Source organism: Bradyrhizobium amphicarpaeae, from assembly GCF_002266435.3.
Classification (GTDB): domain Bacteria; phylum Pseudomonadota; class Alphaproteobacteria; order Rhizobiales; family Xanthobacteraceae; genus Bradyrhizobium; species Bradyrhizobium amphicarpaeae.
The window spans coordinates 3499706-3511760 of sequence record NZ_CP029426.2 but is presented as its reverse complement, the minus strand read 5'-3'; the positions used below and the strand labels follow the sequence as shown (position 1 = coordinate 3511760).

General features: G+C 65.8%; 13 protein-coding genes. 4 read left to right on the top strand and 9 right to left on the bottom strand.

Translation table 11 applies throughout. The features are described from left to right. Positions 1 to 18 precede the first annotated feature (18 nt). On the bottom strand, positions 19 to 498 hold the full coding sequence (locus CIT40_RS16200) for a carboxymuconolactone decarboxylase family protein (protein WP_094896948.1): 480 nt from the start codon (positions 496 to 498) through the stop codon (positions 19 to 21). Between the two features lie 53 nt (positions 499 to 551). Here CIT40_RS16200 and CIT40_RS16195 point away from each other — a divergent pair, with 53 nt between their 5' ends. Continuing rightward, the gene (locus tag CIT40_RS16195) at positions 552 to 1073 is read left to right on the top strand and encodes a MarR family winged helix-turn-helix transcriptional regulator (protein ID WP_094896947.1); all 522 of its coding nucleotides are present in this window, start codon (positions 552 to 554) and stop codon (positions 1071 to 1073) included. A gap of 7 nt (positions 1074 to 1080) precedes the next feature. Here CIT40_RS16195 and CIT40_RS16190 read toward each other — a convergent pair whose 3' ends face one another. The 3 genes from CIT40_RS16190 to CIT40_RS16180 all read right to left on the bottom strand — a co-directional run bounded on the left by CIT40_RS16190 (position 1081) and on the right by CIT40_RS16180 (position 1916). After that, complete coding sequence (locus CIT40_RS16190; protein WP_094896946.1) at positions 1081 to 1266, bottom strand: hypothetical protein; 186 nt, start codon at positions 1264 to 1266, stop codon at positions 1081 to 1083. 84 nt (positions 1267 to 1350) lie between these two features. Next, positions 1351 to 1602: a hypothetical protein gene (locus CIT40_RS16185; RefSeq protein WP_094896945.1), complete on the bottom strand. Its 252-nt coding sequence runs from the start codon at positions 1600 to 1602 to the stop codon at positions 1351 to 1353. 59 nt (positions 1603 to 1661) lie between these two features. Next, positions 1662 to 1916 carry a hypothetical protein gene (locus tag CIT40_RS16180; RefSeq protein ID WP_094896944.1) on the bottom strand — a complete coding sequence of 85 codons (255 nt, stop codon included), beginning with the start codon at positions 1914 to 1916 and terminating at the stop codon, positions 1662 to 1664. A gap of 124 nt (positions 1917 to 2040) precedes the next feature. Here CIT40_RS16180 and CIT40_RS16175 point away from each other — a divergent pair, with 124 nt between their 5' ends. Beyond that, positions 2041 to 3270, top strand: a complete 1230-nt coding sequence (locus tag CIT40_RS16175; RefSeq protein ID WP_094896943.1) for a lytic murein transglycosylase — start codon at positions 2041 to 2043, stop codon at positions 3268 to 3270. A gap of 103 nt (positions 3271 to 3373) precedes the next feature. Here CIT40_RS16175 and CIT40_RS16170 read toward each other — a convergent pair whose 3' ends face one another. The 3 genes from CIT40_RS16170 to recJ all read right to left on the bottom strand — a co-directional run bounded on the left by CIT40_RS16170 (position 3374) and on the right by recJ (position 7010). Further along, on the bottom strand, positions 3374 to 4171 hold the full coding sequence (locus CIT40_RS16170) for an aldolase (RefSeq protein ID WP_094896942.1): 798 nt from the start codon (positions 4169 to 4171) through the stop codon (positions 3374 to 3376). Positions 4172 to 4267: 96 nt separating this feature from the next. Next, complete coding sequence (locus CIT40_RS16165) at positions 4268 to 5077, bottom strand: SDR family NAD(P)-dependent oxidoreductase (protein WP_162307514.1); 810 nt, start codon at positions 5075 to 5077, stop codon at positions 4268 to 4270. A gap of 91 nt (positions 5078 to 5168) precedes the next feature. Further along, positions 5169 to 7010 (bottom strand): single-stranded-DNA-specific exonuclease RecJ, encoded by a 1842-nt coding sequence (recJ, locus tag CIT40_RS16160; RefSeq protein ID WP_094896940.1) that lies wholly within the window; start codon positions 7008 to 7010, stop codon positions 5169 to 5171. 277 nt (positions 7011 to 7287) lie between these two features. Here recJ and CIT40_RS16155 point away from each other — a divergent pair, with 277 nt between their 5' ends. Together CIT40_RS16155 and CIT40_RS16150 are read left to right on the top strand one after the other, a co-directional pair. Then, positions 7288 to 8364: a methyl-accepting chemotaxis protein gene (locus tag CIT40_RS16155; RefSeq protein ID WP_094896939.1), complete on the top strand. Its 1077-nt coding sequence runs from the start codon at positions 7288 to 7290 to the stop codon at positions 8362 to 8364. A 353-nt stretch (positions 8365 to 8717) separates the two neighbouring features. After that, the gene (locus CIT40_RS16150; RefSeq protein WP_094896938.1) at positions 8718 to 9461 is read left to right on the top strand and encodes an SDR family oxidoreductase; all 744 of its coding nucleotides are present in this window, start codon (positions 8718 to 8720) and stop codon (positions 9459 to 9461) included. Positions 9462 to 9517: 56 nt separating this feature from the next. Here CIT40_RS16150 and CIT40_RS16145 read toward each other — a convergent pair whose 3' ends face one another. Next, positions 9518 to 10522: a 4-hydroxythreonine-4-phosphate dehydrogenase PdxA gene (locus CIT40_RS16145; protein ID WP_094896937.1), complete on the bottom strand. Its 1005-nt coding sequence runs from the start codon at positions 10520 to 10522 to the stop codon at positions 9518 to 9520. Continuing rightward, the gene (locus CIT40_RS16140) at positions 10519 to 12051 is read right to left on the bottom strand and encodes a tripartite tricarboxylate transporter permease (RefSeq protein WP_094896936.1); all 1533 of its coding nucleotides are present in this window, start codon (positions 12049 to 12051) and stop codon (positions 10519 to 10521) included. Before CIT40_RS16140 ends, CIT40_RS16145 begins: the two co-directional genes overlap by 4 nt. Positions 12052 to 12055 lie beyond the last annotated feature (4 nt).

Below are 12055 nucleotides of genomic sequence, written 5' to 3'. Positions count from 1 at the left end.
AACCTCCGTTCGTGCCGATCAGGATGCTGCCGCATTCGCGGCCACCGGCCGCGGCGCCGGCGTCCAGCGAAACGCAGCGCCGAAACGGTTCCAGACATTGATCGAGGCGACCGCCGAGGTCAGGTACATCAGTTCGGTCTCGGAGAACTCCAGGGCAGCTTCGGCATAGACGTCCTCGCTGACGCCGTCGGGCAGCAGGGTCAGCGCCTCGGCCCAGGCCAGCGCGGCGCGCTCGCGCGGCGAAAAGATCGGCGCCTCGCGCCAGACCGCGACCAGATGCAGCTTGTCGACGGGCACGCCGATCCGTTCCGACAGCAGGACGTGGTGCTGCACGCAGAAGGCGCAGCCGTTGATCTGCGAGGCGCGCAGCTTGACGAGCTCGAGAAGCTGCTTGTCGAGGCCGGCCTTGGCCGCAAGCTGGCCCAGCGCCAGCACCAGATCATACGCATCGGGCGCAATCCGTTTGAACTCCTCGTATTCACTGCGGGCATGTGACATTGCCGTCCACCTCGTCTATTATAAGATTGCTGATATCTTATAAGAGCACTTATATGTTACGCAAGACACCGACTATCACGAGATCGAAATCCCTGGGCAAAACCGCCGAGCCAGGTCCCGTGCAGGTACCCGCCCCGGGCGAAGGCAAGCGCGGGGAGCAAGGCTATCTCGGCTATCTCCTGCGCCAGGCCCATGCCGCGGTCCGCCTGACGATGGAGCGGACGCTCGCAGACCTCGGCGTGACTTCGCCGCAATTTGCGGTGCTGACGATGCTGAATGCCTATCCGGGCCTGTCGGGCGCCGACGTGGCCCGCCTCACTTTCCTCACCCCGCAGACGGTCGGGGTCATCATCCGCAACCTCGAGCGCGACGGCGCGATCCTGATGACGCCTCATCCCGTCCACGGCCGCATCCAGCAATGGACACTGACCAAGCGGGGAGCGACGTTGTTGAAGGCGTGCAGGGAGCGCGTGATCGCGCTGGAGAAGCGTCTGGCTGGCGGGCTCGACGCCAAGGCCGAGGCGAGCATTCGCCGCTGGCTCGCTAACGTCGCGACGGAGTTGCAGGAGGACTAGGCGAGGATCAGTCGCCGCCTCCCCCGTCGCCGCCGTCACAGCCGGCTGCATCCAAGAAATCGCCGCCTCCTCCGGCATCGACGCCCTGGATGCCGCGGCCAAAATTCTCGGCGATGATCATCAGGACGACGACGAGAAGCCCGGCGCCGAAGGGCCAGGGATTGGCACGGATGAGGTCGAAAAGCTCCCGCATACCGCATCTTGCGCAGACGGAGACGAACCGACCGTAAAACGACAGGCCTAAAAGTCAGGGATATCCGGAAAGCGCGGGAGCCGGCTAACCGTCCTTCAACACATTCTTAACCTCACCATCGACCCAGGTCCCGTCCGCCGCGATCACCCGGACGCGGCTGTTGTCGGTGGTATTCACCAGCACATGCGAACTCACCCGGTCGCCACTTGGCTCCAGGTGCAGATCAGTCTCGGGCTGCCAGCTCAGCGTGGTCGCGAGATCGCCGGGAAAGATCTGCCATTGCGATCCGTCGTCGAGTTCGACGACGTGGCTTTCCGCATGCGCGCGTATCTTCATTCCACCCCGAATTCTCGACGAATGATTGGCCCCGGCGCTCAGGCCGGGGCCAATTCCCGTCAGTCGTTGTCGTGATGGATCACGGTCTTGCTGCGATTGCCGTACGCATCTTCCTTCTTGATCACGGTGGTGCGGCTCGACGGCTCGCGTTCCCGGATGACCGTGGTGCGGTCACGCTCGCGGACGCGATAGTCCGGCGACTGGCCAACGGTGACGCCGGCACCGACCGGGCCAACGTGAACACCAACTTCATCGGCGAACGCCGGAGCCGCGATGGCGGTCACCATGGCGGCAGCAAACAGATATTTCCTCATCTTGTCCTCCTCGTTGTCGTGGGGAGAGAATGCGGGACTGCGACACTTTGTTCCGCATGCACGGCCTCTTCCGGCGTCCCCGGAACCGGCTCACAGCGGCCATGTTTCCCGCTAGACTGGATCCATGAAACAAGCTGATTCCTCGGCCCATCACACCCGCCGCACATTGCTGAAGTCGATGCTCGGCGCAGGCACTGTCCTCGCGACACCCGCAGGCGTACTCGCCGCGCCTCCAGGCTTCGACGAATGGCGCGAGAGTTTTCGCGCACGGGCTATGGCCAAGGGCATCTCGGCCGCGACCTGGCAGCGCGCGATGGCACGGGTCGAGCCCGACATGAGCGTGTTCAAGCAGATGCGCAGCCAGCCCGAATTCCACGAACAGGTCTGGCAATACATCAACCGCCGCGTCTCCGACTGGCGCATCATCAACGGCAAGATCGCGCTGAAGAACAACGAGGCGCTGCTGGCGCGCATCGAGCGGGATTTCGGTGTCGAACGCGGCACGCTGCTGGCGCTGTGGGGCGTCGAGTCCGCCTATGGCGATCCCCTGGTGCAACAGAACCACATGACGCCGGTGTTTCCCTCACTCGCCGCGCTCGCCTGGAACGAGCCGCGCCGCAAGGCCTATTGGGAGACCGAGCTGATCAACGCGCTGCGCATCGTCGACAAGGGCTGGAGCACGCCGGAGCAGATGCAGGGATCCTGGGCCGGCGCGATGGGCCATTCGCAATGGATGCCGGAAGTCTGGCTCAATGTCGGTATCGACTATGACGGCGACGGCAAGGTCTCACCCTTCGGCAAGCCCGACGACGCGCTGGGCTCTACCGCGAAATATCTCGTCAATCGCGGCAAATGGCATCGCGGCGAGCATTGGGGCTACGAAGTGCGGGCGGCCGGCAATGTCAGCGGCAGCCGCACCTATGCGGCCTGGGCATCTTCCGGCGTCACCCGCGCCGACGGCCAGCCTTTCCCGCAGCCGAACGCATCCGCGCAAATGTGGACGCCGGTCGCGGGCGGACCGACATTCCTGCTAGGACCGAATTTCTACTCGGTGAAGAGCTACAACCCTTCCATGAACTATGCGCTGGCGATCTGCCATCTCGGCGATCGCTGCCTCGGCGGGCCGCCCTTCATCCAGCCCTTCCCCGGCTCCGAGCGAGCGCTGACGCTCGCCGAGGTGCAGGAGATGCAGACGCGATTGACCAAAGCCGGCTTCGACACCGGCGGCACCGACGGCCGCGTCGGCAACGACACCATGAAGGCGATCAAGGATTTCCAGCAGCGCGCGGGGATCGCGCCTGCGGATGGCTATGGCGGGCTGAAGGTGCTGGCCAAGCTGCGGCAGGGCGGATGATAGCTCGCGCTTGTAGCCCGAGTGGAGCGCAATCCGGGACGCTTGCCTCCGCATGTAGCAGCCCCGGATTACGCTGCGCTCCATCCGGGCTACGCGGCCGTTGTCAATGCCGGTACTGCGGCTCTTCCGCATCCAGCTGCCGGCGGATCGCGGCGAGATGCAGCCGGGCGGATTCGGAATCGCCCTCACGCATCTGCCGGTAGGTCTCGGCCGCAATCGCGGGATCGACCGGCAGCACGTTTCGTCCCGTCGACATCGCCAGCACCTGCACCTCGGCGGCGCGCTCGAGATAATAGAGATCGTCCCAGGCTTCCGCGATGGTCGGGGCCAGTACCATCACGCCGTGATGCTTCATGAAGACGATATCGGCATCCCCCACGGCCGAGGCGATCCGCGCGCCCTCGCGGTTGTCGAGCGCGAGGCCGTTGTAGTCGCGGTCGACAGCGGTGCGGCCGTAGAATTTCAGCGCAGTCTGGCCGGCCCAGATCAAGGGCTCGCCTTCGGTCATCGACAGCGCCGTCGCGTAAGGCATGTGCGTGTGGAACGCGACCTTGGCCCGCGGCAGCAACCTGTGCATCTCGGCGTGGATGTAGAAGGCGGTTGCCTCCGGTACGCCTTCGCCGTCGAGCACGTTGCCGTGGAAATCGCAGATCAAGAGCCTTGAGGCCGTGATCTCGCGAAAGGCATAGCCATAGGGATTGACGAGAAACAGATCGTCATGGCCGGGCACGACAGCCGAGAAGTGGTTGCAGATGCCTTCCTCAAAACCGTTGCGCGCCGCCATACGGAAACAGGCGGCAAGATCCTCGCGCGCGGTGCGGATCGCATCGGTGGCGAGGTCCGGCCGGTTCGAACGGAATGGGCCGGGCGCGGGTGAGGAAGCGTGAAGGCTGTGCGCCATGGCGAAGGACACCTCTGTCAGTCGAAAGCTGTCCGCCTTGTACAGGGGCTGCGCCTGCGCGTCAGCCCCTGCGCGTGCCGCCCTGCCCTGCGCGGCTCAGGCCCGCCGCGGCACGCCGCCGGCGTTCATGCCGCCGTCGATGACGAGCTCGCTGCCCGTGACATAGCGCGAGGCGTCGGAGGCCAGATACAGCACGCCGGAAGCGATCTCGGCCGCCTGCCCGGCGCGACCGAGCGGGGTTGCGACCTTGGCGCGCTCCTCGGGATCAATCGGCGCGTTCTGGCCGGCGCCGGTCGCACCCGTCGGGATCTTGCCCCAGATCGGCGTGTCGATGATGCCGGGATGCACGGAATTGACCCGGATGCCGTCGCCGGCCGCCGCGCATTCCATCGCGATCGACTTGGCGAACAGCCGCACGCCGCCCTTGGTCGCCGAATAGGCCGACAAGCCCGGCGCGCCGCGCAGGCCCGCGAGCGAGGACATCATCACGATCGAACCGCCGCCATGCTTGCGCATCAGCGGCAGGCAATGCTTGACCGAGAGAAACACGCCGTCGAGATTGATGGCGTTCTGCTTGCGCCAGTCGGCGAGCGTCATGTCGGTGATCGAGGGCACGGCGATGCCGATGCCGGCATTGGAAACCATGATATCGAGCCGGCCATAGCGCCTGGCGATTTCGCCGACGATTTCGCTCCAGCGCTCTTCGCTGGTGACGTCCTGCTCCAGGAAGATCGCCTTGCCGCCTGCTTTTGTCACGCGCTTGGCGAGCTCGGGCCCGCGCAGCTCATCGATGTCGGTGATGACGACAGTCGCGCCTTCGCGGGCGAACAGCTCGACGATGGCCTCGCCGATACCCGAGGCGCCGCCGGTCACCAGCGCGACCTTGCCCTCAACCTGCCCTGCCATGTTCACTCCCTTTTTTGTTGTTTGAGCGATCTTATTTTTGCGCATGATCTCCGCGCAAACGCGTTCCGCGTTTGTCGCGTCGGATCCTGCTCTATCTAATCACGGATGGCCCCTGGTCCGGTAGCGCGACGTCGATGACGCGGAATTGCACCCGCTCGGCGCCCTGGTAGCGATCGACCGAGAGCGAGCCGGCGACATGCAGTTGCTGGCCGCGATTGGCCAGCAGCGCGTTGCCGAGCTTCTGGCCGACCGAGCGGAACGCGATGCCGTTGACGATGGCGCCATCGCCCGACTTGAAGCGCAGGCGCAGATGCGCCTGCCCGACTTCGTCGGCAAACACGAGCTGGTGTGCCGGCAGCGCCAGCACGGCTTCCGGATTGCCGCTGCCGAACGGACCGGCGCGGTTCAGCGTCGCCGCAAGCTCCGTCGTCACGGCGCGCGCGGAGACCGCGCCGTCGATGTAGAGCTCGTTGACGTGGCGCGCCTCGGCGACGTCCCGCGCCAGCGCGTTCTCGAGATAGGCGCGAAATTCGGCGAGCTTCTCCTTCCGCAACGTCACGCCCGCGGCCATCGCGTGGCCGCCGCCTTTCAGCAGAATGCCGTCAGTGACCGCCTGCCGCACGGCCTTGCCGATATCGACGCCTGCGATCGAGCGCCCCGATCCGGTGCCAATGCCGCCGGGCTCGAGCGCAATGGCGAAAGCGGGTCGCGAAAACTTTTCCTTCAGGCGGGAGGCAACGAGGCCGACGACGCCGGGGTGCCAGCCTTCGGACGCCGTGACGATGACGCTGAGCTTGTCCTCCAGCCCGATCGAGGCCAACGCCTCGGCTTCGGCTTGCGCTTCGGCCGCCTGCTCGATGACGCGCCGCTCGCTGTTGAGACGGTCGAGCTCGGCGGCGATCCGCGCGGCCTCGACGCTGTCGCCTTCAAGCAGCAACCGCACGCCGAGATCCGCGCGGCCGATGCGGCCGCCCGCATTGATGCGCGGCCCCAGCATGAAGCCGAGATGCCAGGCCTCCGGCGGCCCGTTGAGCCGCGCCACATCCATCAGCGCGGTATGGCCGACATGGTCGCGCCGCCGCATCGCGATCAGCCCCTTGGCGACGAAAGCGCGGTTGAGACCGATCAGGGGGGCGACGTCGGCAACCGTCCCGAGCGCGACGTGGTGCAGCATGCCGAGCAGATCCGGTTCGGGCATTTCCGCATTCCAGAAACCGCGCTGGCGCAGCTCGCGATTGACCGCAACCAGCGTCACCAGCACGAGACCGACCGCGGCGAGATGACCGAGGCCGGAAAGATCGTCGAGCCGGTTCGGATTGACCAGCGCGTCGACCTCCGGGAGCTCCGTACCGGCCTGGTGATGGTCGATCACGACCACGGACATGCCGAGCCGTTTTGCTTCAGCGAGCGGCTCGATGCTGGTGGTGCCGCAATCGACGGTGACCAGCAGCGTGGCGCCCTTGGCCGCCAGCCCGCGAACGGCTTCCACATTAGGGCCATAGCCCTCGAAGATGCGGTCGGGGATGTGGATCAGCGGGTCGAGCCCGCAATGGCGCAGGTGCCAGGTGAGCAGCGCCGCCGAGGTCGCGCCGTCGACGTCGTAGTCGCCGAAGATGGCGACCTTTTCGCCCTTCACCGCGGCATCCGCGATCCGCTTCGCCGCGGCCTCCATTCCCGTCACGGTAAAGGGGTCCGGCATGAGCTTGCGGATGGTCGGATCGAGAAAGTCGGGCACCGCGTCGATGTCGACGCCGCGGCCGGCCAGCACCCGGGCCAGCAGTTCGGGGAGCTGGTGCCGCTGCACGATAGCGAGCGCCTGGGCCGCCCCGCGGGCATCCAGCCGGTCGCGCCAGAGCTTGTCGGTCAACGAGCGCGCGACGCCGAGAAACGCCTGGGGCGCTTCGACGGGCAAGGCGGTTGCAGGCGGCGTCATGGGTTACAGTTGGTTTGAGGAACCCGCAATCGACGGTATCGCGTCGGTCCGGCTTGCAGGACGATTGACCCGGAATCCTCCGGGATTTGCAATCTCTGCGCCGCACAAAGCGGTGGATTGCCGATCTGCTGCGCCGACTGACTATCATTTGGGCATTCCGGCGAGCAGCAAATTAAGCGGGCGTTAGGCGGAATCTTCGAAAAAGAATCGTATTCGATCTGTGAGCGATTGTCCGGGTTCGTTGCAGATCAGACCTCATTGCCAAGGGAAGTTCCCGATGTCTGCTGCGCTGGGTCTGAAGGCCAAGCCGATCGCCACCGAACCCGCTGACGATGATTCCGACATTTCCGCGCTGATCAACCGCCTGACCGCGGAGGTCAACCAGATCGCGGTCGACAAGACCAAGTCGATCCAGCAGATCACCAACCAGATGAAGATGCTGGCGCTGAACGCGCTGATCGAAAGCTCGCGCGCCGGCGCGCAAGGCGCGGGCTTTGCGGTGGTGGCCCAGGAGGTGCGCGGCGTCGGCCAGCAGGTCGAGACCATCGCCCGCGAGCTCGAAAGCCAGTTGACGAAGCGCACGGGCGATCTCGTCTCCTCGATCGAACGCATGAGCCGGCGTTCGCGCGGCGAGCGCATGATGGACCTGTCGCTGAACGCGATCGAGCTGATCGACCGCAACCTTTATGAACGCACCTGCGACGTGCGCTGGTGGGCGACCGATTCCGCGGTGGTCGATTGCGCCGCCTCACCCGGCGCTGCGGCCGTTTCCCACGCCTCGCAGCGCCTGGGCGTCATCCTCGGGGCCTACACCGTTTATCTCGACCTCTGGCTCTGCGACCTCGACGGCAACGTCATCGCCAACGGCCGCGCCGACCGCTTCCGCGCTGTCGGCCAGAACGTCGCCCATACCAAATGGTTTCGCGAGGCAAAGGGCTTGCGGTCGGGTGACGACTACGTTGCCGGCGACGTCGAGAACCAGCCGCTGCTCGGCAACGCGCAGGTTGCGACCTATTGCGCCAGCGTCCGGGCCGGCGGCCAGGCCAATGGCGCCCCGATCGGCGTGCTCGCCATCCATTTCGACTGGGAGCCGCAGGCCCGCGCCATCGTCCAGGGCGTGCGCGTCGGCGACAGCGACAAGGCACGCGTGCTGCTGGTCGATTCGAATTTCCGCGTGATCGCGGCGTCGGACGGCCAGGGCATCCTCAGCGAGCGTATCTCGATCTCGCTGAACGGCCAGGCCTCCGGCTTCTATCACGACCGCACGGGGGCATTGATCGCCTTCCACGCGACGCCGGGCTATGAGACCTATCGCGGGCTCGGCTGGTACGGTGTGATCGCCTGCGGGGCGTAAAGCGGCAGGCCTGGCTAAAAACGCGAAAACAACCCCATGCACAGTAGCCGGAGGGTTGTTTTCATTGGCCTTTTCAGTCCAACCTTTGGCCCCCCTCGCCCGAAGTTTTGACACGACGGGCAAAACACTGGCAATCTGCGATCATCGCAGAGTGTGTTGCGGCACGAGGAATGCCCCCTAGCGGCTTTGTGAAATCGCACCCCGGCTTCTGAAGCATTTTCCAGCAAGCCGCGCCCGTTACAGGCAAGAGCCCGCCTCATTGATCGAGTAGAGTCGCTTCGCATCACGTTCACCGGCGTGAGCGCCAACCCGCACCGGCACCTCGCGCTCGTCACATGCCAAGGAGACAGGTCATGAAGATTGTCGTGATTGGCGGAACCGGGTTGATCGGATCCAAGCTGGTGGCGCGGCTCAGGCAGCAAGGCCACGAGGCCGTGGCGGCTTCACCGAAATCGGGCGTCAATGCCGTGACCGGCGAAGGCCTCGCCGCGGCGCTGGCAGGCGCGGATGTCGTCGTCGACGTCGCCAATGCGCCGTCCTGGGAGCCCGCCGCCGTGCTCGAGTTCTTCGAGCGGTCGAGCAGGAATATGGTCGCGGCAGAGGCCGCCGCCGCCGTGAAGCATCACGTGGCGCTGTCGATTGTCGGGACCGAACGGTCGCCTGACAACGCCTATTTCCGTGCCAAGCTCGCCCAGGAGACGATCATCAAGTCTTCCCCGGTCCCCTACTCGATCGTGCGCGCCACCCAGTTCTTCGAATTCCTCGCCGCCATTGCCGACATGGGGGCAGTTGACGGCAGGATCGTCGTTCCCTCGGCCTTGTTTCAGCCGATCGCCGCCGACGACGTCGCCTTTCGCCTCGCGGAGGTCGCGACAGGCAAGCCGCTCAACGGCACGATCGACATCGCAGGTCCCGAGAAGGCTCCCTTCAACGAATTCATCGCACGCCGCCTGAAGGCGTCGGGCGACACCCGTCCGGTGACCGGCGACCCCAAGGCGGCATATTACGGCGGCCCCATTGACGACACGTCGCTGAACCCGCTGGGCGAGGCGCGCCTCGGGTCGACGCCGCTGGCAACATGGCTCGCGAGCCACTGAGTCCAAGCCACGGCGTCAATGAGCCGGCGCCGCCCATAGGCGATAGCCCGGAAGGATTACACGGCGCGGTGAGCCGCCATCTCCGCCGCGAGCAACACCGCCGCACGGCTGGCGCCGATCGAGGCGATGCCCTGTCCCGCGATGTCGTAGGCGGTGCCGTGCGCGGGCGTGCAGATCGGGAACGGGAAGCCGCCGAGCAAGGTGACGCCGCGATCGAAGCCCATCAGCTTCATCGCGATCTGGCCCTGGTCGTGATACATCGTCAGCACCGCATCGAAGGCACCGCCCTTGGCGCGCAGAAACACGGTGTCGGCGGGAAACGGCCCTTCCGCCGCGATGCCCTCGCGCTGGCCGGCCGCGACCACGGGCGCGATGACATCGATCTCCTCGCGGCCGAAATTGCCGCCGTCGCCCGCGTGCGGGTTCAGTCCGGCAACCGCGATGCGCGGCCGCGCGAAGCCGGCGTTGCGCATGCAGGCATCGGTCAGCTCGAGCGCACGGTGGATGCGTTCGCCGGACAGCCTGGCAGCGACGTCCCTCAGCGGGATGTGGGAGGTGACGCGCGCGTTCCACAGCCGGTCCAGCACGTTGAACTCGCTCGCCGGCGTCTTGAGCCCGACCACTTCGGCCGAAAACGCGATTTCGTCGTCGTACTCTGCGCGGGCGAGCCGCATCGCCTGCTTGTTGAAGGGAGTGAAGCAGACCGCATCGACATTGCCGTCGCGGCCGAGCTCGAGTGCGTGCCGATAGTTCGCCAGCGCGAACCTGCCGCCGGCAAGCGTTGCGGTCTTCGGCTCGACCTGTTTGGGATCGAGGTGACGAAGATCGAGAAACAGCGCCTCGCCCTCCGCCGCGCGAAGATCGACCCCCTGCTCAACCATCTTCAGCGCCGGCTTGACACCGGCGATGCGCGCGCCCTCCTCGAAGATGCGGCGGTCGCCGATCACGACGAGCCGGCAGCTCGCGCGGATGTCGTCCTGCGCCGTCAGCTTGGCCGTCAGCTCGGGGCTGATGCCGGCGGGATCTCCCATGGCCAGCGCAATCAGCGGCTTTGCGGTCATATGATCACCTTCTCCTGGGCGGAGGTTTCGGGGGCTGCGGGCTTGCGCCGGAGACGCGTAAGCTGCAGCACGAGCGGCAGCAGCAAGAGCGCGATGCCGGCCACGATCAGGCATGTCACCAGCTTGTTGGCAAAGAAGATGCTAAGGGATCCCTTCGACATCAGCATCGATTGCCGGAATGCATCCTCGGCCTTGTCGCCGATGACGATGGCGAGCACGAGCGGCGCCAGCGGATAGAACAGCTTCTTGAAGAGATAGCCGACGATTCCGAATCCGAGCATCATGACGACGTCGAGGTAGGAGTTCGACACCGAATAGGCGCCGACGACGCAAATGATCACGATCAGCGGGGCGATGATGACAAAGGGAATCCGCATCAGCGCGGCGAACACCGGGACAGTCAGCAGCACCAGGACGACGGCGACGATATTGCCGACATACATCGAGGCGATCAGGCCCCACACGAAGTCCTTCTGGTCGACGAACAGCATCGGTCCGGGATTGAGGCCCCAGATCATCAGCCCGCCCATCATGACGGCGGCGGTCGCCGAACCGGGAATGCCGAGCGAAAGCATCGGCAGCAGCGCGCTGGTACCGGCGGCATGATCGGCCGTCTCCGGCGAGATGATTCCTTCGACCTCTCCGGTGCCGAAATAGCGGCCACGGCGCGAGAAGCGGCGGGCGATGCCGTAGCTCATGAAGGATGCCGCGGTCGGCCCGCCCGGGGTGATCCCCATCCAGCAGCCGATTGTGGCGCTGCGCAGCAAGGCAACGCCATGCCGCGGCAGGCGTCCGACCGCGCGAAAGACCTCGCGCCAATCGATCTTCGAGGACACCGCGCGGGCATGGAATTCCTCTTCGACCGCGACCAGCAGCTCGCCGATCCCGAACAGGCCCATCACGGCGACGACGAAGCTCACGCCCTTGACGAGTTCATCGACGCCCATGGTGAGGCGGACGCTGCCGGAGACGGTGTCGATGCCGATCGCGGCGATCGAAAACCCGATCGCGAGCGCCACGACCGTCTTGATCGGCGCGGCACCGCCCATGCCGACGAAGCTGGCAAAGGCCAGGAAATAGACCGCAAAGTATTCCGCCGGCCCGAAGGCGAGCGCGACCTGCGCCACCCAGGACGCCAGGAAGGTGATCAGGATGACGCCGACCAGCGCGCCGAATGCCGCCGAGCCGAAGGCGGTGGCGAGCGCCGTGGTCGGCCTGCCGTCGCGCGCCATCGGATAACCGTCGAAGGTGGTCGCGACCGACGACGGCTCGCCCGGAATGTTGAACAGGATCGAGGTGACGGAGCCACCGAACAACGCGCCCCAATACATGCTGGAGAGCAGGATGATCGCCGACACCGGCTGCATGCCGAAGGTCAGCGGCAACAGCAGCGACACCCCGTTCGGCGCACCCAGCCCCGGCAGCACGCCGACGAGAATGCCGAGCAGCACGCCGACGACCATCAGCACCAGATGCGGCACGGTGACCGCGATGCCGAAGCCGTGCAGGAGCTCCCCGAGATTGTCCATCGGA